Source organism: Sphingobacterium sp. MYb382 (assembly GCF_037572665.1).
In the GTDB taxonomy this organism is placed as follows: domain Bacteria; phylum Bacteroidota; class Bacteroidia; order Sphingobacteriales; family Sphingobacteriaceae; genus Sphingobacterium.
Genome location: NZ_JBBGZT010000024.1, coordinates 183,356 through 206,280 on the forward strand (window position 1 = coordinate 183,356; position 22,925 = coordinate 206,280).

15 protein-coding genes and 5 tRNA genes are annotated in these 22,925 nt (G+C 39.0%); 7 read left to right on the forward strand and 13 right to left on the reverse strand.

What is annotated here, in order from left to right; genetic code table 11:
* Positions 1 to 7 precede the first annotated feature (7 nt).
* Positions 8 to 3,373: a SusC/RagA family TonB-linked outer membrane protein gene (locus tag WH223_RS11410; protein WP_340047785.1), complete on the reverse strand. Its 3,366-nt coding sequence runs from the start codon at positions 3,371 to 3,373 to the stop codon at positions 8 to 10.
* A gap of 515 nt (positions 3,374 to 3,888) precedes the next feature.
* Here WH223_RS11410 and WH223_RS11415 point away from each other — a divergent pair.
* Entirely contained in the window at positions 3,889 to 4,059 is a 171-nt protein-coding gene (locus WH223_RS11415; protein WP_340047786.1) for a transposase, read from the forward strand.
* A gap of 185 nt (positions 4,060 to 4,244) precedes the next feature.
* On the opposite strand, the gene nusG is transcribed toward WH223_RS11415, so the two are convergent.
* The 8 genes from nusG to WH223_RS11455 all read right to left on the reverse strand — a co-directional run bounded on the left by nusG (position 4,245) and on the right by WH223_RS11455 (position 6,990).
* Entirely contained in the window at positions 4,245 to 4,790 is a 546-nt protein-coding gene (nusG, locus tag WH223_RS11420; protein WP_340047787.1) for a transcription termination/antitermination protein NusG, read from the reverse strand.
* 20 nt (positions 4,791 to 4,810) lie between these two features.
* Positions 4,811 to 5,005, reverse strand: a complete 195-nt coding sequence (gene secE / locus WH223_RS11425; RefSeq protein WP_340047788.1) for a preprotein translocase subunit SecE — start codon at positions 5,003 to 5,005, stop codon at positions 4,811 to 4,813.
* A 25-nt stretch (positions 5,006 to 5,030) separates the two neighbouring features.
* A tRNA-Trp gene (locus WH223_RS11430) sits at positions 5,031 to 5,101 on the reverse strand.
* A 156-nt stretch (positions 5,102 to 5,257) separates the two neighbouring features.
* Positions 5,258 to 6,445 carry an elongation factor Tu gene (tuf, locus tag WH223_RS11435; protein ID WP_340047789.1) on the reverse strand — a complete coding sequence of 396 codons (1,188 nt, stop codon included), beginning with the start codon at positions 6,443 to 6,445 and terminating at the stop codon, positions 5,258 to 5,260.
* Between the two features lie 83 nt (positions 6,446 to 6,528).
* Positions 6,529 to 6,600 (reverse strand) — tRNA-Thr (locus WH223_RS11440).
* A 90-nt stretch (positions 6,601 to 6,690) separates the two neighbouring features.
* A tRNA-Gly gene (locus WH223_RS11445) sits at positions 6,691 to 6,763 on the reverse strand.
* Between the two features lie 46 nt (positions 6,764 to 6,809).
* Positions 6,810 to 6,890 (reverse strand) — tRNA-Tyr (locus WH223_RS11450).
* 27 nt (positions 6,891 to 6,917) lie between these two features.
* A tRNA-Thr gene (locus WH223_RS11455) sits at positions 6,918 to 6,990 on the reverse strand.
* Positions 6,991 to 7,308: 318 nt separating this feature from the next.
* On the opposite strand from WH223_RS11455, the gene WH223_RS11460 reads away from it, so the two are divergent.
* Positions 7,309 to 8,469 (forward strand): BamA/TamA family outer membrane protein, encoded by a 1,161-nt coding sequence (locus WH223_RS11460; RefSeq protein ID WP_340047790.1) that lies wholly within the window; start codon positions 7,309 to 7,311, stop codon positions 8,467 to 8,469.
* Between the two features lie 50 nt (positions 8,470 to 8,519).
* Here WH223_RS11460 and WH223_RS11465 read toward each other — a convergent pair whose 3' ends face one another.
* From WH223_RS11465 to WH223_RS11480, 4 genes are all read right to left on the reverse strand, one after another.
* Positions 8,520 to 8,999: a hypothetical protein gene (locus WH223_RS11465; protein ID WP_340047792.1), complete on the reverse strand. Its 480-nt coding sequence runs from the start codon at positions 8,997 to 8,999 to the stop codon at positions 8,520 to 8,522.
* Positions 9,000 to 9,119: 120 nt separating this feature from the next.
* Positions 9,120 to 10,445, reverse strand: a complete 1,326-nt coding sequence (locus WH223_RS11470) for a sensor histidine kinase (protein WP_340047794.1) — start codon at positions 10,443 to 10,445, stop codon at positions 9,120 to 9,122.
* 3 nt (positions 10,446 to 10,448) lie between these two features.
* Positions 10,449 to 11,813 carry a sigma-54-dependent transcriptional regulator gene (locus WH223_RS11475; RefSeq protein WP_340047795.1) on the reverse strand — a complete coding sequence of 455 codons (1,365 nt, stop codon included), beginning with the start codon at positions 11,811 to 11,813 and terminating at the stop codon, positions 10,449 to 10,451.
* A gap of 14 nt (positions 11,814 to 11,827) precedes the next feature.
* Positions 11,828 to 13,147 (reverse strand): TolC family protein, encoded by a 1,320-nt coding sequence (locus WH223_RS11480; RefSeq protein ID WP_340047797.1) that lies wholly within the window; start codon positions 13,145 to 13,147, stop codon positions 11,828 to 11,830.
* Between the two features lie 509 nt (positions 13,148 to 13,656).
* Between WH223_RS11480 and WH223_RS11485 the strand changes: the two genes are divergently transcribed.
* The 5 genes from WH223_RS11485 to WH223_RS11505 are packed head-to-tail and all read left to right on the forward strand — an operon-like array spanning position 13,657 to position 22,917.
* Positions 13,657 to 14,907 carry an efflux RND transporter periplasmic adaptor subunit gene (locus WH223_RS11485; RefSeq protein WP_340047798.1) on the forward strand — a complete coding sequence of 417 codons (1,251 nt, stop codon included), beginning with the start codon at positions 13,657 to 13,659 and terminating at the stop codon, positions 14,905 to 14,907.
* Between the two features lie 53 nt (positions 14,908 to 14,960).
* The gene (locus WH223_RS11490; RefSeq protein WP_340047799.1) at positions 14,961 to 17,330 is read left to right on the forward strand and encodes an ABC transporter permease; all 2,370 of its coding nucleotides are present in this window, start codon (positions 14,961 to 14,963) and stop codon (positions 17,328 to 17,330) included.
* Positions 17,331 to 17,370: 40 nt separating this feature from the next.
* Entirely contained in the window at positions 17,371 to 18,048 is a 678-nt protein-coding gene (locus WH223_RS11495) for an ABC transporter ATP-binding protein (protein WP_340047800.1), read from the forward strand.
* A gap of 20 nt (positions 18,049 to 18,068) precedes the next feature.
* Complete coding sequence (locus WH223_RS11500) at positions 18,069 to 20,489, forward strand: ABC transporter permease (protein ID WP_340047801.1); 2,421 nt, start codon at positions 18,069 to 18,071, stop codon at positions 20,487 to 20,489.
* Between the two features lie 43 nt (positions 20,490 to 20,532).
* The gene (locus WH223_RS11505) at positions 20,533 to 22,917 is read left to right on the forward strand and encodes an FtsX-like permease family protein (protein WP_340047803.1); all 2,385 of its coding nucleotides are present in this window, start codon (positions 20,533 to 20,535) and stop codon (positions 22,915 to 22,917) included.
* Positions 22,918 to 22,925: the final 8 nt, after the last annotated feature.

A 22,925-nucleotide genomic window follows, 5' to 3' on the forward strand; every position in this document is an offset into this window, starting at 1 on the left:
TAATTTTTTAGAAGTTGGCATTAATTGAAAATCCGAATTGGCGGAAATAAGGAGTTCCTCCACGCTCTATAAAAGCACCACTGCTTGTCGAGCTCAAGTTATCAGGATTCACATGATCCGGTGCGCTATTATATAAGAACATCAGATTTGTTGCGATTAACGATACTCTTAAGTTATTCAATTTGAAACGAGAAGCTACCTGCGTTGGTAAGTCATAAGCGACAGACAATTCACGTAAAGACACCCACGAAGACTCAAAAGTACTCTGCGAGCGTAATCCTGTCCCCCATCCGTAGGTACGATCATAATAGTCAGCAGCAGGAGTAGGCTTCACATAACCTAAACGATATGCTTCTTCAACAGTCATACCCGACAAATCGTGTGACTTACCATCGGCACTGCTACCAGCAGCAATCGTAGTACCCGCCGCAAATACTCCCTTAGGTAAAATACCATCGTTACGAAGACCCGGACCACGTCCGTTATAGTTTGAGTTACTCATATATTCTAAACCTCCTAGTTCGGCAGTACGTCCGTTCAAAGTATGATCAATCATACCATACCAAGATCCATATCCATAGGTTGTTGAATAAACTTTACCTCCAAATTTAGCATCCAAAAACACTGATAAAGCGAAATTTTTGTAGTTAAATGTATTACGAATACTTCCTAAGAACTTAGGTAATGTAGATCCAATTATAGGCTGCGCTTCGCCACCAACAGTTGGGTTATAAGCACCAGCACGTAAATAGTAAATAACAGGGTCACCTAAAATACCACTTCCTAAGCCTACCACTGGCTGTCCATTTAAAGGGCTATCAACATTTTTACCATTCTCTCTACTTTGGAAAGAAGCTTCAGAATATGGCGCACGAATAGCTCCATAATCACCTCCTAAATTGGCAACAGAATAGATACCGTCATCTTGATCTAAGATGGCATATTGTGCATCAAATGGTAAGGATAAAATTGTATTTCTATTACGTGTGTAGTTCACTAAAACATCCCAAGAGAAATCACCCGTCTTCACCGGTGTGCCGTATAATGATAACTCAATACCTTTATTACGTACTTTACCTCCGTTAATTAAGGCTGATCTAACACCAGATACCGCTGGTACAGAAAAATCTTGAATTTGATTTTTAGAATCCTGAAGATATACCGTAATATCACCTCCCAATCTATTTTTCAGCAACTTAAATTCAATACCTGTTTCATACTTATAGTTTTCTACAGGCAACAGGTTTAAATTAGGTAAAGAGCTTCCCAAGTAACCATACTTTAATATTGTATTTCCATTTGCATCAACATAAGCAGGTGTATAATTGGTGAACGATCCTGTATTTGTTTTATAAGGAACAGTACCACCACCTACTTTCGCAAAGGATAATCTATATTTAAGAAAATCAACAAAGGATGGTAATTTTGCTAATTGCGAAACAATAACAGAGGCATCTGCACCATAGTAAGGATATGAATAATTACCATGTCCATCATTATAAACAAGGGTACTGTTCCAATCATTTCTTCCGTATAAGTTCAAGAATAAATAATCTTTATAACCTAAGCTCAGTTGCGAGAACAACGAAGCCATTTCCGTTCTATTTGGTTTTTGCTCTACAGTCTGCAAATTAGTCCCCGCGTTATTTGATAAACGATAAATATCCGGAATCAACAATCCATTGGTTTTATTCCAAATACCGTTTCCTTCCGATTTATTGAATTCACCACCAACTTTAAACAAAACATCAATATCGCCAAAGTCTTTGATGTAACTAAAGCTACCATTATAACGGTACTGTCTAACATTAGATTCATTAACCGTATAATCGCCCCCTGTAAAACGTTCGCCAGTACCTCGTACCTTTGATGTATTATAGGTGTTAATTTGGTTATAAGAAGCACTACCGTCGAAACGTAACCAATCCGTAACATCAGCTCTTAGATTTAAATTTCCTCTGAAATTATTCTCCTTCTGCTGATATTGATTTTCATAGATAAACCAAAAAGCATTGGAAGCTCCAGAAACATCACGCTCGCTAAGGCCTCCTCTATTATCATCCCGGTAGTTATTTAACCAATAGCGGAAATCGTAGTTCCGAGGAACACCATAGCTTGTTTTGTATAGCACACTATTTTGTCCTTGTAATGCAGGATTCTTTACATCACTTGCCGTGTAAACAACATTTGCATCAATCAATACAGATTTTACCGGACGGTGTGTAGCACGGAAATTAAAGTTGTTACGAGACATATCGTTATTCGGCGTAGCCGAAGTAACCCCTAAATTAGAATAAGATAAACGGAAGGTTGTATTTTCATTACCACCAGAAACGCCTAAATTGGTATTGCGGTTTACGCCTGTTCTATACAAGGCTAAAGGATCATTATAGTTAGGGTCGTTTCGGCGTTCTTCACCTGTAATATCGGTAAAGAGTTGACCCGTCATCTCCGGTCCAAAACTCATGTAGTAGGTATTCGGATTAATAGAAAGTTTTCCATCCGGAGACTTCGCCCAGTCATCAGCATGTACACCTGCACCAAATCTATTCTGCAGATCTACCGTCTTATAGGCGCTTTCAAAAATTACACTTTGCGATAAAGAGACACCAAGACCACGTTGTGAGTAGCCTTTCTTGGTTTTAATCAAAATTACACCGTTGGAAGCACGGCTACCATATAAAGCCGTAACAGCACCACCTTTTAATACCGAAATAGACTCAATATCATCCGGGTTTATATTTTTCAAGATATTACCGAAATCTTGATCGCCACCACGGTTAGGAATTATAACCTGGTCATCCATCACGATATCGTCAATAACAACTAAAGGTTGGTTACCATATGGATCAAGATTGGCACTACCACGAATCAAAAAACGCGTAGAGGCCTGTGGTCCGCCAGCATTTGGGGTGACCTGCAATCCAGGTACCATACCACGTAAAGCATTTATTGGATTTATATTACCTGTACGTCTAATATCATCGCCACTTACTTGAGTGATTGAATAACCTAAAGTTTTCTTAGCTCTGTTTTCACCAAAGCCTGTTACAACAACTTCATCAATGACATCATTCTTCTCTTTCAATACGAAGTTTAATTGTTGCTTATTATCGAGCTTTAATACTTGGTTTAAATAATTAATAGAGGAAGCGACAAGCTCAGGGTTACCTTCCAGTACAATCGTAAATTCACCACGCTCATTCGCTAGTACAGCATTGGTACTTCCCTTTTGTGTAATAGTGGCCCCAGGGATAGGTTTTCCTTGTTCATCACGAATCGTTCCCGAAACCGGTCTTTTGCTCTGTGCGTAGAGACAAACGATGGATAAGAACAAGGAATAAAATAGTAGTAGTAGTTTTTTATTCTTCATTTTCAATTTTGGTTAGGTAATTACTAGCGTTCAACTAAAAGCATTACAAGGTTGGTGTTGGTTAATAAGACATGGATATGCCTGAAAGAAGAGAATCATAAGACGTAAAACCTTTTAGTTATATACATCTACTGTCAATAAGTAAGCTTTAAAAAAGTGCTCTAGGAAAGCTCGACTTTTAAATAAAGCCTATCAAGTTAGTAGTTTACGCGAAACTAGGAATAAAACCTAATAAATAGAAAAAATATTTTTACTTAAACCTATTTTTAAAAGACAACAATCAGGGTTTAAAAACTAATTATTAACAACAATCAGCCTATTTCATTAATAAAATGACAACAACAAGATGTTTTAACATCTATTTTACCTGTTCAAAAAAAACACTTTAAAAAGTAGAAAACTGGAGAAAATTGAGATATCGTAACAAAAAAGCGTAGCAATACGCTAGTTTTGCAAGAATCTACACCGTCCATGCATTGGAAAAGAAACAAAAAGGTGCTTTTAGCTTTAGTAGAATGGATAATACAAATACCTTAAGTAGACTTAGGGAGAAATCTGGTTTTAAGTCTTTCAACACGGTATCTAGGACCGTAATTATGCATTATCCCAAAATATTAAACTACTTCAATAATAGAAGTACGAATGCATCAGCAGAATCTTTTAGTGCTAAGATTAAAGCTTTCTGAAGTCAGTTTCGTGGGGTCTCTGATATAAACTCCTTCTTGTTTAGATTAATCAAATTATTTGCTTAGTCCCCAACTTTTGGTACTGGTCCGAAATACATCTATTGGCAATAACTAATGATAACCAAATAAAGGGTAAAAAAAAAGCTCAACTGGAAAGTTGAGCTTTAAATATTTTAAAGAGTGTATTACTCTTTTTCTACTTGCATATAGTTAAGTTCTAAAGGAGTCTTACGTCCGAAAACTTTAACCATTACTGTAAGTTTCTTTTTATCTTCGTGTACCTCTTCGATTTCACCTGTGAAACCGTTGAAAGGTCCGTCGTTTACTTTTACTGTCTCACCAACGTAGTAAGGAACGTTAATAGCTTCACCTTGCTCTGCCATTTCGTCAACCTTACCTAAGATACGGTTAACCTCTGCAGGTCTTAAAGGAATAGCATTACCAGCTTTATCACCTAAGAAACCAATTACACTATTCAAATTCTTGATAGCGTGTTCAATCTCTCCATCTAAAGCAGCTTCCATTAAAACGTATCCAGGATAATAGTTACGCTCTTTAGCTACCTTCTTACCATCTCTCATTTGGTAATACTTCTCCATAGGTATTAATACCTGAGGAACTAGATGTTGAATACCTAAGCGGTTAACCTCTGCCTCTACGTATTGCTTTACCTTCTTCTCTTTTCCGCTGACGGCACGAACTACATACCATTTTAAAGATTGATCTGCCATAAATTCTTTAATGCTAAAATTTAGGAAGTTATTCCGTACAACAACTCTAGTAAGTTACTCGACGCCTTATCCATTACAAAAACAAGTAATGCGATAATGATGGAAGCAACAAGTACAATAACTGCTGAACTTTGTAATTGAGACCACGTAGGCCAAGTCACCTTCTCAGTAACCTCGACATACGAGTCTTTAAAAAAATCAAGTACTTTAGCCATTTTTAGTTTACCTAAATTATGTTAGCACGGGCACCAGGACTCGAACCCAGACCAAAGGTTTTGGAGACCTTCGTTCTACCTTTAAACTATGCCCGTGTATTTTTGTTTTACTACTGCAAATATAGCGTTTAAACAGCATTTAGACAAATTATATTTGCTTTTTTTGTCTATTTTTAAAGCCTTTCTTAGAGAAAAAACAAGCTAACTAGCCGAAGCTAATTAGCTTGTTCTTTATACTTAAGCGTCTTTAAATTACGCTGTAATTTCAGTTACCTGACCAGCACCTACTGTTCTACCACCCTCACGGATAGCGAAACGTAGACCTTTTTCCATTGCGATAGGAGAGATCAATTTAACAGAGATCGTAACGTTATCACCTGGCATAACCATTTCAGTTCCTTCTGGTAACGAGATTTCTCCTGTTACGTCTGTAGTACGGAAATAGAATTGAGGACGGTATTTGTTAAAGAATGGAGTGTGACGTCCACCTTCAGCTTTTGATAATACGTAAACCTCTGCGTTAAAGTTAGCGTGAGGAGTTACTGAACCTGGTTTACAGATAACCATACCACGTTTGATATCAGTTTTCTCAATACCACGTAACAATAAACCTACGTTGTCACCAGCTTCACCGTAATCTAAGATTTTACGGAACATCTCAACACCTGTTACTGTAGATTTTAAGTTCTCAGCACCCATACCTAAGATCTCAACTGGATCTCCAGAGTTGATAACACCTCTTTCAATACGACCTGTTGCTACTGTACCACGACCAGTGATCGAGAATACGTCCTCTACAGGCATTAAGAAAGGTAATTCAGTTAAACGTGGTGGAATTGGAATGTAGTTATCTACAGCGTCCATTAATTCCATGATTTTCTCAACCCACTCAGGCTCGCCGTTTAAAGCACCTAAAGCAGAACCTTTAATTACTGGAATATCGTCACCTGGGAATTCGTAGAAAGATAATAATTCACGAACTTCCATTTCAACTAAGTCTAATAACTCAGTATCATCAACTAAATCAACTTTATTTAAGAATACTACTAACGCTGGAACACCAACCTGACGAGCTAATAAGATGTGCTCACGAGTTTGTGGCATTGGACCATCTGTTGCAGCAACAACGATGATCGCACCGTCCATTTGTGCAGCACCTGTAACCATGTTTTTAACATAGTCAGCGTGACCTGGACAGTCAACGTGTGCATAGTGACGGTTAGCTGTTGAGTACTCAACGTGTGCAGTATTAATTGTAATACCACGCTCTTTTTCTTCAGGAGCAGAGTCAATTGAATCAAATGAACGAGCTTCTGATAAACCTTTATCAGCCAACACTTTTGTGATAGCAGCTGTAGTAGTTGTTTTACCGTGGTCAACGTGACCGATTGTACCAATGTTTAAGTGCGGTTTACTACGGTCAAATTTTTCTTTTGCCATGTTTATGCGAATTAGTAATTATAAATTATTTTCTTAATTAAATCCTTATTTCAAATTATAATAAGCTCCTTGATTTATATACGAGCCAAAGATGGGATTTGAACCCACGACCTCTTCCTTACCAAGGAAGTGCTCTACCCCTGAGCTACTTCGGCTTATAAAAGCTCATTTACGGACTAATGCCTCCACCAATTTAGACAACAATATCAAAAAAGACAGAGACTTAAACCTATATTTTAAAAATGAGCGGAAGACGAGGTTCGAACTCGCGACCTATAGCTTGGAAGGCTATCGCTCTACCAACTGAGCTACTTCCGCATAATCCACTCGCCGGCATTAAGCCAGCGAGATGGATAAATTAGTGTGGAGGGAGAAGGATTCGAACCTTCGAAGCCGAAGCAACGGATTTACAGTCCGTCCCATTTGACCGCTCTGGAACCCCTCCAGACCTACAACCTTAAAGTTGTATTTGAGCCTCCTATCGGAATCGAACCAATGACCTACTGATTACAAGTCAGTTGCTCTACCAGCTGAGCTAAGGAGGCTTATTATTTTTAAAGTTTTAAAAAACTATCGTTTTCTTAAGAACAATTTCCTTTCGGATAACGTCTGCAAATGTCTAACTTTTATTTGATATTTGCAAGTTTTTTTTCAACTTTTTTATCTTCTTAAAGAACGCTTCTTTTATCGTTTCTAGCAGGCAACCCTGTTTGTTTTCGATGATGCAAAGATAGTCACAGAATCGAAACTTCAAAAACATTTTGCAAAAAAAAACACCCCTTTACCACGATATACTTGATATGCAACGAAATAATTTACAACTTGCATCGCTATTTCGGATAGCGCATATTAATACAGTATACATGATTTCTAATTTTCGAGGCACAAGCACTACTATTTTTCTAGTTATTTCGATCCTTGCATCGGCAAAAAACACCTATGCACAGCAGGATAAATTCATTAAAAGGACCATAAAAAAATTCATTTCTTCCGAAAAAGATAGTACAGGGAACGGAAGTTTTATCATTTTGCCTGCTCTTGGTTATGCACAAGAGACCGGATTGGAGTATGGGTTGGCGAGTACCTACAACTTTTTCACCGACAAAAACAATCCGGAAAGCCGTACTTCCAACCTTGCGTTAAGCGGAACGATGACAACAAAGCATCAAAAAAACTTAAAATTCAATTCTGATATATGGACAAAAAACAACAAGTACCATATACTTTCCGAAATTCGCTACAAAGATTGGCCATTTAATTTTTATGGAATAGGATCCGACACCTATGTAAAAGACTCCGATTTAATTGATCAAAAACTTATACGTGCCAAAATTGATGTAGAACGTAAACTCGCATCCAAGTTTTATGCAGGTTTAAATTTCAATTATGAGCACTTAAAATTTAAAGATACCGAAGAAGGAGGAATTTTTGAACAAGAACATGTATATGGAAAAACAGGTGGACAATTTCTTGCTCTAGGTTTATCCAGCTTATTTGATAATAGAAATAGTACTACATATACAACGGATGGCTACTATGCACGATTAAAATATGCCTACGCACCAAATTTTTGGAAAGGTGATAATTTTACGGGAGGTCAGTTGGAAGCAGACGTTCGTGGATTTCATCCAATATCGAGTAAAGTAACCCTCGCAGCACAGCTTATATATAAAGGTACCTATGGTGATAATGTTCCTTTTTATGCATTGCGTGAATTAGGAGGTGATATGACCATGCGTGGATATTACCAAGGGCGTTACCGCGATAAAAACTATGCTACGGCACAAGCAGAACTTCGTTATAGGTTTATGCCTCGCTTTGGTGTTGTTGGATTTGCTGGCACTGGAACGACCTTTTCTAAAGAGAATAGTGTTCGATTAGTGCCTAGCTATGGCGGAGGAATCCGCTACTTCTTCAGCCTTGAGCATGGGAGCTCTATTCGCTTTGATTATGGCTATGGAGAAAAACGCCCTGGTGAAGCTAGACAATCGGGCTTTTATTTAAGTATTAGTGAAGCCTTTTAGTAAAAGCTTCCTATATATAGTATATGACATCAAGCTTTGTAGATTACTACTTAGCGCCAGTAGGGATAACGTAAACGGAAATATTCTTTACGTTGTCCCTCCCGATGTAGCAAAATGCCAAAATGAAAAAGATCCATCACCACCGTTGTTGCTGGATTATTAATAAGCTCTTTCCACAAGCGCTCATGACCTTTATCTAAAAAGGGTTCATCAACAATCAACACATAGCCTTTTTGCAGCGCAGCAAGCAAGCTTTCGACCGTATCTTTTCTAAAATCGACCAAAATAGCCGATTCCTTTCCCGAGTCTGTCAACGACGTCAACCCCGTCAACTGCATAAAATTTAAAAGATCCGCTAATAAAGGAGTGTAAAAAGGTGTAAAACCTATAGGCATAGCTAAACCTAAAGACGTTTCGCCCATTGGCTTATAAATTACCTCATCGGCCAATCGATATACAAAAGGAGAGTGCGTGCCGTGTCGACTATTCGCTCCAAAAAAATGTTGAATCCCCTTCCAATAATATCGCATATCCTGAATTAAAATGAATGGACAAAACTAGCTAATTTCTAGAACAAGAATTTAGAAGATTTACGATTATACAGAAATAGCCTATATATAAGGTCCGATAAGTAAAATTGTGCGAAAGAATTAAGCTTGAAATTGTAATATAAAGGTACTGCCCACCCCTACTTCACTTTCTAGCAGTAAATTTCCTTTATGAAGCAACATGATTTGCTTACTCAAGGTAAGCCCCACCCCAGTTCCTGTTTTTTTAGTCGTAAAGAAAGGTGTGAAAATCTGCTCTTGAATATCCAATGGCATTCCCACCCCATTATCTTGTACCTTAATTATCGTATAACCATCACGGCTTATTCCAGCAATACTTAAATAAGGTTCATCCACTCCCTTTACGGCATCAATAGCATTCAACAGTAAATTAATAAGTGCCTGTTCTACAAGATTCACATCGGCCCGCAAAATAAGTCGCGTATCTTTTAAGATAATATCTAAATCAATTCCTTTTTGCAGTAAAGTTGGTTCCAGCAGCTGATAAATATTCTCGAATAGCACCTTCAATGGGATGGCACTCAACTGTGGTTGATCAACCTTATTAATCATCCGGTAGCTTTTAGCAAAAGCCAACAAGCCTTCACTTCTTCTTTTTATGGTGCGCACCCCATCTTTAAGGTCATCCATCTCATCGGGAGCCATCCCCTGCTCTAGTCGATCATGCAACGTCTCTGCCAAAGAGCTGATAGGCGCAATAGAATTCATTATCTCATGCGTCAATACGCGCAGTAGTTTATGCCATGCTTGCGTCTCCGTCTCGGCAATAGCCTCATTAATATTTTGATAAACGACAATACGAAACAGTCCTTCTTGGGTTTCAAATTCAGAGCTATGCATCAAGAGCTTGATATTCCCCATCGCCGAACTAACAGTTTCCATTTGCTGACGACCTGATTGTAAACTTATTGTCTTTGTATAGAGCTCTTGATTCTTTTTTAATAGTCCATGAATATTTCCGAGGTATGGCACCTGCAACAGCTGTTTAAAAGCATCATTAATCCATATAACCTTCCCAGAATCCGCTTGATAGAAGATAATCGCGGAATCCAACATATTAATAACCTTATTTAGGTACTGGTGTTGAATCTCCTTATCGGCACTTATCTGTTTAAAAGAATGGTTAATATCGTTGAAAGCCGTGAAGAGTTGCCCCTCGATGGTATTTGGATGTTTCACGGAAAACCTTCTTGTAAAATCACGATAGCGCACGGCTTCGGAAAAATCTAGCAGCTGACGCACCAATCGACGTTCCGACCGTAGCCATTGAATGGCAAATAAAAATAGAAAAACAAATAAGAAGAGTCCATAGGTGAACTTCCCTAAAAACAATAGATAAGCAATACCTACCGCAGCAAGCAGCAAAACAAATAATTTTAAAGAGAAATAAAGAGCTGAACGCTTCATGTATTAGAGATTATATTTTTCCATCCTTCTGTATAAAGCTGCACGTGTAAGCCCAAGCTCGCGTGCGGCCTTACTGATATTACCGGCATAACGCTCGATAGCGGAATGAATAGCCTTGCGCTCCATTTCCTCTAGGCTTTGATTGGACGTGGATTGTCCAAAGGAAGGTGTATCTGTTACTTGCTCCTGTTCAATCGGTGAGAACAAAATATCACGCTCACTGATGGTGTTTTCCTCCGCCATAATCACTGCACGCTCTAAACTATATTGTAGCTCACGCACATTACCCGGGAAATGATAACCCTTCAATTTTTGAAGAGCTCCACGCTCCAAGCCATCAATATTTTTATTGTACTTCCGATTATAAAAATCAAGGAAATGCTCAGCCAGCAAGATAATATCATCACCACGGTCCCGCAAAGGAGGTACCTGAATCTCGACCGTGTTTAATCGATAAATTAAATCTTTACGAAATCTATGCTCATCAGCAAGTACCTTAAGCGGTACGTTTGTAGCGCTCAATAAGCGGATATCAACCGGAATACCTTGATATGAACCTAAGGGTACGACCTGCCTATTTTGCAAGACACTCAATAACTTCGCCTGCTGCTGCAGGGATATATTCCCGATTTCATCTAAAAATAAAGTACCACCATGAGCTGCCTCAAAACGACCTTGACGATCTTCGCGTGCGTCCGTAAAAGCACCTTTCTTATAACCAAAAAGCTCACTCTCAAATAAAGTATCCGTCAGCGCGCCCACATCAACCTTGACATAAGGTCCTTTACTACGCAAAGAACGATTCTGCAAAGCCTCGGCAATAAGGTCTTTACCGGTACCATTTTCCCCTAGAATTAATATGTTCGCTTCGGTAGGGGCTACTTTATCTATTTTATACTGTAAATCCTCCATAATGGCCGAACGGCCAACGAGGTAATTTTCATCCTTGACGGAGATAAGGGAAGACTTCTTTCCTGTTGTTGTTTTCAGCTCATCAAAAACACTACCTATCGTTTGTAGTAACTGCTCATTTTGCCAAGGCTTAACAATAAAATCTGAAGCTCCTTTTTTTAACGAACGAACAGCTAAATCTACAGCACCGTAGGCCGTAATCATGATTACTTTAATATGTGGATACTGGCTTTTAATTTTTTCCAGCCAATAGAGACCTTCATTACCGGTATTGATGACACTTTTGAAATTCATATCCAATAGCACAATATCAACCGCCTCTTTACTTAAGATTTGCATAAGTAATTCGGGATTCTTCTCCACGATAACCTGCTTAACTTTCGTTTTCAACAAGATACGACCTGCCGTTAGCAAATCTTGATCATCATCAACTATTAATACCGTAGCCTTTTTCATTCTTACGAAGTTACTTATAAATCCAATGTTCCAGCATAGTAATCATTGATATATTTTTGCAACAACCATTCATATTGCTTAATCAATAACTGGTTTTTACTGGCATCAAGCTTGTTTTTTACCGTAAGGAATAATACAGAGTTGCTATTGCCAGCATCAAAATGTACCTGTGCAATACGGAAAGCCTCTTGATAACTTTGTTCTTGCTCTTTTAGGTTATATACATTCTTCTGAAGCGCTCCTAGGTTAAACACATTTTTTGAAGTCTCTTCGCGCAATTTATTCTCTTGCGCTTTCTTCGTCCATTCCACTTCTTCTAGGTTTAACTTCGCTAGTCGCACCTGCGTACGTACTGTCATTTGGTTAAAGATGGGAACACGAAGATTTAAAGATACCCCTTTAGAAGGATAGTTTTTAAGCTGCTGCCAATAGTTATAGCCCGCAGGGTCTACACTAGAAAAACGAGACTGAATGCCTGCATTTAATGATAGCGATGGGAAATATCCCGATTTTGCAAGCTTAATATCTTCCTGCGCCTCCTTCATACGCCAGTCCAACGCTTTAATACTCGGTAAATGTGTTAACGCACCTTTATAAAGGTCAGCACCAGAAATAGGCGCCAAACTAACTGATAGGTTTAAAGGTTCCAACTTAGGGAGCTCTTCAACAGCAATCGCTAATAAGGATGCTAAACGTACCTCTTGGAGGTATAATGCTTGTTTTGTGTTCTCTACAGTATTTTGCTCCGATTGGAACTGCCCTTGCAAATCATAAAAATCGCCTGGATTGATTGCCCCTTCACGGTGCAAGACTGTCGCACGCTTCAAGTTTTCGGCAGTGACAGCAAGCTGGCCTTCCGTTTGTGTCAACATATCTTGAGCTGTCAACACCAATACATAAGCCTCTATTACATCTAATTTCAACTCATTAATTGCATTCTCAAACTCTAATTTCCCGGCTTCTTGCGCTCGAGCACGCTTACGCGTATCATGCAATAGCTGCAAACCCTTAAACAAAGGCACGCTAAGGTTCAACGACTGACTTCCCGAAAAATAACTACTCTCAATAAATTGATTCGTCGTACTATTTACGCTTCGTCCTTGGTTATAATCATGACTAACGTTACCATTTAGAGATGGCAACCTATTATATTTTGTTTGTTTATAATATAGCTCATTGCGAGAAAGATCCAACTCTGAACGCTTTAGCGTTGGATTGTTCGCTACAGCTATCGTAATGCAGTCGGTCAGTGACAGACGGGGATTCGTCTGCCCCATAACCGGACTAACACTCATTAAACTAAACAATATTGTTATACTAAAAAAAATCTTCATTAAGCCTGTTTTCATCTTGTTGACATAGGCCGTGCCAAAAACACAAAACACTAAATACCAACAAGATAAAAACACAACCAATATTCAACTGTCCGATTACGAACAATCGGTGTACGCACATGAACAATTAGGAATTTTACGACTATAAACTGACTTAAAAACAAGTGTATTTACAGGAAACAACCAATGTTATTAGCAATAGTAAAAAGAACCAAACAGCTCTATATCAATACAAAACAAAAACATACTATCTTCTAAAAATAGAACCAACACAAAAACATACCTACGTAGCAAATTAACATCCACCATCACCTGAGACCTTAAGCTTGTCCGCCAACGAACAACAACTGTCCGCTAACGAACAGTTAAAAAAAGTTAAAACAAATAAAGCGCTGATAATTAAATGATTAAAACTTTGGCATAAGTATTATATAGATAGAGAGCAAGGGAGGTTTTAACCAAACAGATACAATACTCCTCCTATTTTATTATACAGAGATTATTAGTAAATGGATAGACCAATAGAACAAAAGAAGTGGAATGCAAAGCGTATAGCAACCATTGGTGGCATCGTAGGTATTGTTGGCTTGATTGGTGCAAGTTACTACTTCACCAGTGGAAACAGTAAACTAAACGTTGAAGCAGACCGTATCAGTATTGTCGAAGTGAAAGAAGATACCTTTCAGGAGTTTATTCCTATTAACGGAACAGTATTGCCAATTAACAGTATCTACCTTGATGCTGCCGTTGGTGGTCGTGTAGAAGAAAAATATGTTGAAGATGGTGCCGTTCTCAAAAAAGGAGATCCAATTATGCGCTTATCTAATACGGATCAAGAGCTTAGCTTAGTACAACAAGAGACACAGGTATTAAACTTATTGACGCAAGCACAAATCGCAAGTACCAGTGCAGAGCAGGTTTCCATCAATAACCGCAACCAAATGGCAGAAGTAGAACAAGCCTACCGAGAAGCGGAACGTGTATACCGATTAAATAAGACGCTTTATGCGGAGAAGGCTATCGGTTCACAAGAATTTGAAAAATCTACTAACGATTATAACTATCAGAAGCAGCGTGTAACGCTTACAAAACAAATCTTACGTCAAGATTCTATCTCGCGAGGACAAAAGGCACATCAGGATGGACAGACTTTCCAACGTACACAAAGCGCTCTGAACTTAATGCGTCAAAAAGTAGGTGATTTAATTGTACGCTCACCAGTGGATGGCCAGTTAACTTCTTTTGATGCTGAAATCGGACAAAATAAAAATGTAGGCGAACGATTAGGACAGCTTGATGTCCTAACTGGATTCAAAATACGTGCTGAGATTGATGAACATTATATCAACCGTATCTTCAGTGATCAGGTCGGTCAGTTTACCATTAGTGGCAAAACATATCGCCTAAAAATCAAAAAGGTATACACACAAGTAACGAATGGACGTTTCCAAGTGGATATGGAATTTGTTGACGAAACACCAACAGGTATTCGCCGTGGACAAACCCTACAAATTCGCTTAGCGCTGAGCGAAGAAACAAAAGCATTATTGCTTGCTAAAGGTGGTTTCTACCAGCAAACAGGTGGCAACTGGATCTTTAAGCTAGACAAAAATGGACATACTGCCTACCGTGTAGATATACAGCTAGGACGTCAAAATCCAGAATACTATGAAATTTTAAAAGGACTGCAACCGGGTGATAAAGTCATTGTTTCTAGCTATGAAAGCTATGATAAAATACAAGAGCTTAGCATTAAGTAAAACGACAAAAAGTCTTACGACATTATAAAAACAGCATTAATCTGATTAAAGAGATGATACAAAATTTTATAAAAACAGCTTTTCGTAACCTATGGAAAACCAAAGGCTACAGCTTTCTCAACATCTTTGGTCTGGCCATTGGTATAACTGCTGCGGCATTAATATTCCTATGGGTTGAAGGTGAATTGACACGCAACGACAATTTCGCCAACAAAAAAGATATTTATGTGGTGAAATCCAAACAGAAATATGATGAAGCAACCTATATCTTTGAATCTACGCCAGGGCCTTTTGCCCCGGCAATCAAAGCGGAAATTCCAGGTATTAAGCATGCAGCACGCCTAGACTGGGGTAGCAAAATATTACTATCTATTGGTGATAATAATATTTATCAGCAAGGATCTTACGTAGACCCATCATACGTGGATATCCTTTCCATGGAATTTCTGGAAGGAGATCGTACATCCGCATTAAATAACCCAGACCAAATTGTGCTTAGCGAAAGTGCGGCGAAGCGTTTTTTTGGCAACAGTCCAGCTGTAGGTAAAACACTTAGCATCAATCACACAGATAATGCGACCGTTAGTGGTGTGGTTAAAGATTTTCCGACCAACAGTAGCTTCCGTTTCGACTGGTTAATATCCTTCAAAAAGTACGAGCAACAAAATAACTGGTTAGATAACTGGGGAAGTAACTCCGTAATGACTATCGTTCAACTCGAACCAAATACGAATTTGGAAGAGGTGAACAAGACAATGATGGATTTTACAGAACGTAAAACAGATGGTAAAGTAACATTTTCTCAGACATTTCTTTATCCGATGTCGCGCTGGAATATGTATAATGTTTTCGATAAAGACGGAAATGAAATTGAAGGACGCATCAAAAACATTCGTCTCTTTAGTATCATCGCTTGGGCTCTCCTATTGATTGCCTGTATCAACTTCATGAACTTATCGACAGCACGCTCAGAGAAAAGAGCAAAAGAAGTAGGTTTACGTAAAGTTGTAGGTGCTAATCGCCAATCATTAATTGCACAGTTTATTGGTGAATCACTGTTCTATGCTTTTCTATCAACCTTACTTGCTATTCTATTTGTCCACCTGCTGATTAGTCCTTTTAATACGTTAATCGGAAAAACATTGGTCGTTGATCTTTTCACTCCGTTACATTTACTATTTGTAGGCGGGATTGTTCTAATTTGCGGCTTGCTGGCGGGCAGTTACCCAGCATTTTACCTATCTGCTTTTAATCCATTAAAAACACTTAAAGGAGCGAAACAAAAAACAGGATCTGCTAGTTTAATCCGCCGTGGCTTAGTTATCCTTCAATACACCACTTCAGTAGTCTTGATTATTTGTACGCTGATTATCTATCAACAAATTCAGCACGTAAAAAATAGAGAGTCTGGCATGGACCGCTCGCAGGTATTGACGACAACTTTACAAGGTAATATGGCCGCACAGCCTATGCCTATTAAAGAGCAGCTCAAAGCAACAGGGCAAGTAGAGCACGTAAGTTTAAGTAATATGAACCTTTTAAACATTGGTTCCAATAGCAGTGGTTTTGTATGGGAGGGTAAACCTTCAAATATGGATATTCTTATCGGTATTCTTAGTGCTGATGAAGAACTGGTGCCGACGATGAGCCTAAAAATGTATGACGGCAGAAACTTCAACACCAACATGCTCAGCGATAGCAGTGCTATGATGATTAACGAAGCATTGGCTAAACTTATTCAACCTGACGGTAAAGTTGCAGGACAGCTAATGAAATGGAACAGTCAACAATACACGATTGTTGGGGTGGTCAAAGACTTTGTATATAACGATTTTTATGGCGCTCCTTCGCCTATGGTTATTATACCATTCCAAGCCGAGTATGGAGGTATCATGAATATCAAAACCAAAGCTGGTGCTAATCTTTTTGAGGTGTTACCAGAAATTGAAAAAATCGTTAAAAGCAACAATCCAGGCTATCCTTTTGAATATAGATTCATGGACGAGATCTTTAATACAAAGTTCCAAACCGAGCAGTTGACACAACGTCTAGCGACAGTTTTTGCGGTACTTTCTATCGTCATTTCTTGTCTTGGATTATTTGGTTTAGCATCTTATTCAGCGGAACAGCGTGCTAAAGAAATAAGTATCCGTAAGGTGCTTGGAGCCTCCATAGCGAAGCTTATCGCTATGCTCAACAAAGAATTTGTCTTGCTAGTTATATTATCCTGTCTTTTGGCATTCCCTATCGCATGGTGGTTAATGAATAGTTGGCTGGATGGCTATAAATACCGTATCGATATCCAATGGGTTATCTTTGCCTTTGCGGCAACGCTCTCCCTCATTATAGCCTTGCTAACCATCAGTACGCAAGCATTTCGCGCGGCAAGCGCCAACCCTACAAAAAAACTAAGAAACGAATAAATTAAACAGAAACAATTATCCAACGATAAAGAAAAAATATATGATCAATATAACAAACTTACAGAAATACTACCGCACGGAAGAAGTGGAAACAGTAGCCTTAGACAAAGTAAACATCCATGTGAAAGATGGTGAATTTGTCGCTGTCATGGGTCCTTCAGGATGTGGGAAATCTACGTTGTTAAATATTATTGGCCTTTTAGATGATCTAGATGAAGGAAGCTACAAATTCAATGAAATTGAGGTAGCGAAATTTAAAGAAGGAAAACGCTCTGATTTACGTAAGCATAACATCGGTTTCGTATTCCAAAGTTTTAACCTTATCGACGAGTTAACGGTCTTCGAAAACGTGGAACTTCCATTGATTTACACGAATGTTCCTGCAGCAGAACGTAAGCGTCGTGTAGAAGAAGTATTAGAAAAGGTACAAATCATGCACCGCCGCAATCACTTTCCACAACAATTATCCGGTGGACAGCAGCAGCGTGTTGCCGTTGCTCGCGCTGTCGTTAACAATCCGAAACTAATTTTGGCCGATGAGCCTACAGGTAACTTAGATTCTAGCAATGGTAACGAAGTGATGCAGCTACTAACAGAGCTCAACGAGGCAGGAACAACCATCGTCATGGTAACACACAGTGAGCACGATGCTAAATTTTCAGACCGTGTGATCCGTATGCTTGATGGACAAGTGATTATGGAAACCGAAAATGTTTAATCTTTATTAGATACCATCTTATGAACAGTGCAAAAATAACCTTACGCCATCTTTGGAAAAATAAGCTCTTTACAGCCTTGAATATTACCGGCTTAGCGATAGGTATTAGCGCCTGTTGGATGGTGTTCACTATTGTACAACATGAACTAAGTTTTGATAAGAAAGTGCCTGATGCGGCTTATATCAACCAGATTATCTCTATGGATAATGAGAAAGGTGTCGATAAAGGCTTCCCAGGTGTCCCTTTAGGTCTTGCCCAATTGATGGTAGATCAGGCATTACCAGATGCTTTAGTTGTTCCTATCTACAATCAAAATGTGGAACGTATCAGTGTAGCCTCCGAAAAGGAAGCTCCTGCGGTAAATTACGAAAACCCTGAAAAGATAATAGGCACACTAAAAAGTTACTTTGACTTGCTTCCTTACGAATGGGTAGCAGGAAATGCTAAATCGGCCTTTTCAAATGCTCACCAAGTTGTTTTAACGACAAGCCGTGCTAAGCAGTATTTTCCGAAAGGTGATACTGAAGAGCTCCTTGGTAAGACAATAACTTTAGACTCTACTTTATATCAAATTTCGGGTTTGGTTAAAGACCTCCCTTTTCAAAGTAGTTTCCAAGCCGAAGTATTCATCCCTATAAGTGATGCTGATTGGAGTACCCACAATTGGATGGGTATGAATTCCAATCATAACGTTTATATTAAGACAAAAAATCAAGCATCTCTCGATAGGCTACTACAAGTTGTACAAAATGAATACAACAATACGGCTGCAGCAGAGCATGCTAAGTATGGATCGCCCATCAAGTTCGTGCCGTTTCCCTTGACAAAGAAACATTTCGAGCCGCAATATAATTCGTATGGCATGGCAGCGAATATGAAAGTCCTTTATGGCTTAATGGCTATTGGAGGCTTCCTACTATTGCTAGCCTGCATCAACTACATCAACCTGAGCACAGCGCAAGTACCGCAGCGTGCTAAAGAGATTGGTATCCGCAAAACTTTAGGTGCCAAACCGGCAGCTATCACACGTGACTTCCTATTAGAAACGCTACTCATAAGTCTTTTAGCGCTATTGTTATCGTGGCCAATTACGACCTTATTTCAACATTTCTACCCGGAGTTTATACCAGAAAATTTACAGCGCTATAGCCAACCTACGCTATTGATTGGCTTTTTACTGCTATTAGTTACCCTCATATCATTGCTTTCTGGCTTATATCCAGCATACCTGATTAATAAGGTGCGGGCAATCGAAACGTTGAAAGGCAAACTAGACACGAAAATTAAAGGTACACGTCTCAACTTACGCAAAACATTAATCGTGTTTCAATTTGTTATTGCACAGTTCTTCATCGTGAGTGCTTTAATCATGGGCAAACAACTAGACTTTACCATATCGTCAGATTTAGGATTTGAACACGAGGCTGTGGTAAATGTGCAGATGCCTTACAAGTTTTACCATGATGCAGAGGTAAACCCATTCTTATACAAAGAAGCTTTAAAAAAGCACCCTGAAATTGCTGGCGTAGCCTTAGGCCATGAACCCCTAAATAGTAGCTACTGGGGCAGTGTTTATTATTTAGCCAATGACACGGGGCAAATCCAAATCCAATTACCACGTAAGTACATTGATGAAGATTACTTAGACCTCTACAAAATAAAACTGCTTGCAGGAAAGAACCTCCTACGCACAGAGAATGAAAATGGCGTTCTTATCAATGAATCGACCTTAAAAGAATTGGGACTTAAAACACCTGAGGAAGCTGTGGGGAAATCATTAATTGCTTACGACAAGAGCTTAGTTCCTATTATCGGTGTTTTTAAAGATTTCAACCAACGGTCACTGCGAGAGAAAATAGCGCCTTTAATGTTGATGTCTTCCTCAAAAAGAGGACAATTGCAACTGTTTAACATCAAGCTTTCACAGGATAGAAAGCAATGGGCTGAAGCCATTGCCATCTTAGAGAAAGAATGGAAGAACTTCTATCCGAATACACCGTTTGATTACAAATTCAACGATGAACGCATGAAGTCTATCTATGAGAATGAACAGCGTACCGCTAAGCTGATAAACCTAGCTACAATGGTAACCATCCTTATTAGTTGTTTCGGATTATTTGGTCTATCGACTCTCACAGCGAGTCAGCGAACCAAAGAAATAGGTATCCGTAAGGTGCTAGGAGCTTCGGCAAGCCGTATTGTAGCTATGCTCTCCAAAGACTTTGCCCAATTAATCCTCATTGCCGTAATCATTGCCTCTCCCATCGCTTGGTGGGCCATGAATAAATGGTTGGAAAACTTTGTTTACCGCATCGATATTGAATGGTGGATTTTTCTAACGGCGGGCTTCTTAGCAGTATTAATAGCCTTCTTCACGATCGGCTACCAAGCAACAAAGGCAGCCTTACTCAATCCGATAAAAAGCTTACGTGACGAATAAAATTTTATAACTGAATTTTTAAAAACATTTAATACCGTGCAACATGATTAAAAATAACCTCAAAATAGCTTTACGTACCTTATGGAAAAATAAAGTATTTAGTGGCATCAATATTCTGGGCTTAGCTCTTGGGCTATCCGTTGCACTGATTATAGGCTTATGGGTAAATAACGAATTAACTTTCGATCGCTTTTATAGTCATACCGACCGTTTATATCAAGTAAATACCTTAGATAATTTTGACGGTAAAGCACATACCTGGGGAGGCACACCAGCCATACTAGGGCCGATTCTACAACAAGAACATCCCGAAATTGAGGAGATGGTGCGTACAGGTGAGATAGAGCATATGTTATATGTTGGGAAAGAGCGTTTTCGCTCCCAAGGTGTAGCAGCCGACGCGGCATTCTTCCGCTTATTTGATTTTCATTTCATTGAAGGTAATCCCCTTACAGCATTATCCACTCCAAATAGTGTCGTGCTAACCATTAGCATGGCAAAAAAACTGTTTGGCACACAAAGCGCTATCGGGAAAACAGTAGCCATAGACAGTATTACCACTAGTATCGTTAAAGGAGTCGTTCAGGATATACCGCAAAATTCAACCTTTTACGGCGCTCAATTTTTCTGCGACTGGGACTTCTTAAAACTTGCGGGATGGCATATGAGTAACAGCTGGACAAGCTACAACCACGTAACGTATGTTAGACTAAAGGACAATGTAAGCCTTGAGCAGGCTAATAGTAATATTGCCAACCTCGTTAAAAAAAATACGGACAATACCGTTAAAGCTAGTATTTATTTGTATCCAGCAAGCCGCTGGCATTTATACAATAAATCAGAGAATGGTAAAATGGTGGAAGGAAATATGGTCAACGTACGCATGTTCACTTTAATTGGCTTTTTCATTCTTTTGATTGCTTGTATCAACTTTATAAACTTAAGTACCGCTAGCGCGGAAAAAAGAGCTAAAGAAGTTGCTGTACGAAAAACTATTGGTGCTCCACGCAAAACCTTAATTGCTCAATTTTTATTGGAGTCTTTTTTACTAACGCTATTGGCGGCAGCGTTATCATTGTTGCTCACGACACTCGCTTTGCCTTTTTTCAACACATTGATAAAAAGCGATATTCAGATTCGTGAACAAGCCGCTATCTTTTGGCCTATATTTATAGGAACCATCTTGTTTACAGCGCTAGCAGCAGGCATTTATCCATCTTTTGTTTTATCAGCCTTTGAACCGATAAAAACTCTTAAAGGAAGCTTATCTACTAGCCGACACGGATTCAAACCTCGCCAAATACTAGTAGCTCTCCAGTTTACGGTTTCTATCTGCCTAGGCATATGTACCTTCATTGTGGCGCAACAAATACAACATGCACAAAACCGTGAAAAAGGATACGATGCGCAAAACCTAGTCTTTGCTTATATGGATCCCGAGCTAAAAAATAATTATGGTCTTCTACGCAATGAGCTTCTTGAGCAAGGGGTAGCAACGAGTGTAACCAAAAGTTTAGGTCGTATTAGCCATTATGCGAGCAACAGCTGGGGATATACTTGGCTCAATAGCAAACCTGAAGATTACGATATGGTATTCAACAAAATGAGTACTGACGCTTCTTTTTCTAGCACGATGGGCATCAAAATTATAGAAGGACGTGATATTGACAGCTATAAATACCCAACGGACTCCACAGCGATTTTACTTAATCAAGCAGCCGTAAAACGTATGGGACTCAGCGACCCAATTGGAGCCCAAGTAATTGAAGCTAAAGGAACTGAATATGAGATAACTTGGCATGTGGTCGGTGTAATACAAGATTTCATCTGTAAATCTCCCTATGCGGACATCGAGCCTATGATTGTACAAGGACCAGAAAACGACTGGTATAATTATGTACACATACGCTTCAACACGCAGCATAACCTTGCCGATAACATGCAACAGTTAACAACCTTATTGAAGAAATATAATCCCGAAAACCCAATAAACATACGTTTTGTAGATGAAGCATATAACAGCAAGTTTGCACAGCAGCAGCGCACAGGAACACTGACAGCCATATTTGCGGGCTTAGCAATTTTCATTGCCTGCTTAGGCCTATTAGGACTCGTTTCTTTCGCAACGATACAACGACAAAAAGAAATCGGCATTCGCAAAGTATTGGGTGCCTCTGTCTCCGGCATTGTAACCATGCTTTCTAAAGACTTTTTAAAACTGGTATTTTTAGCCTTAGTCATCGCCTCTCCTATTGCATGGTGGATTATGTCGGGTTGGTTAGAAAACTTTAGCTACCGCATCCACATCAACTGGTGGACATTTGTAATTGTTGGCCTATTCGCGGCCGTGATCGCATTAATAACCGTAAGCTCTTTAGCCATCCGCGCAGCGAAAACAAATCCTGTAAATAGCCTTCGTGATGAATAAAACGTTTT

Excerpts from the sequence above, each read along its gene's own strand:
- WH223_RS11410 (WP_340047785.1), bottom strand. The coding sequence starts at position 3,373 with ATGAAGAATAAAAAACTACTACTACTATTTTATTCCTTGTTCTTATCC.
- WH223_RS11415 (WP_340047786.1), top strand. The coding sequence starts at position 3,889 with ATGGATAATACAAATACCTTAAGTAGACTTAGGGAGAAATCTGGTTTT.
- nusG (WP_340047787.1), bottom strand. The coding sequence starts at position 4,790 with ATGGCAGATCAATCTTTAAAATGGTATGTAGTTCGTGCCGTCAGCGGA.
- secE (WP_340047788.1), bottom strand. The coding sequence starts at position 5,005 with ATGGCTAAAGTACTTGATTTTTTTAAAGACTCGTATGTCGAGGTTACT.
- tuf (WP_340047789.1), bottom strand. The coding sequence starts at position 6,445 with ATGGCAAAAGAAAAATTTGACCGTAGTAAACCGCACTTAAACATTGGT.
- WH223_RS11460 (WP_340047790.1), top strand. The coding sequence starts at position 7,309 with ATGATTTCTAATTTTCGAGGCACAAGCACTACTATTTTTCTAGTTATT.
- WH223_RS11465 (WP_340047792.1), bottom strand. The coding sequence starts at position 8,999 with ATGCGATATTATTGGAAGGGGATTCAACATTTTTTTGGAGCGAATAGT.
- WH223_RS11470 (WP_340047794.1), bottom strand. The coding sequence starts at position 10,445 with ATGAAGCGTTCAGCTCTTTATTTCTCTTTAAAATTATTTGTTTTGCTG.
- WH223_RS11475 (WP_340047795.1), bottom strand. The coding sequence starts at position 11,813 with ATGAAAAAGGCTACGGTATTAATAGTTGATGATGATCAAGATTTGCTA.
- WH223_RS11480 (WP_340047797.1), bottom strand. The coding sequence starts at position 13,147 with ATGAAGATTTTTTTTAGTATAACAATATTGTTTAGTTTAATGAGTGTT.
- WH223_RS11485 (WP_340047798.1), top strand. The coding sequence starts at position 13,657 with ATGGATAGACCAATAGAACAAAAGAAGTGGAATGCAAAGCGTATAGCA.
- WH223_RS11490 (WP_340047799.1), top strand. The coding sequence starts at position 14,961 with ATGATACAAAATTTTATAAAAACAGCTTTTCGTAACCTATGGAAAACC.
- WH223_RS11495 (WP_340047800.1), top strand. The coding sequence starts at position 17,371 with ATGATCAATATAACAAACTTACAGAAATACTACCGCACGGAAGAAGTG.
- WH223_RS11500 (WP_340047801.1), top strand. The coding sequence starts at position 18,069 with ATGAACAGTGCAAAAATAACCTTACGCCATCTTTGGAAAAATAAGCTC.
- WH223_RS11505 (WP_340047803.1), top strand. The coding sequence starts at position 20,533 with ATGATTAAAAATAACCTCAAAATAGCTTTACGTACCTTATGGAAAAAT.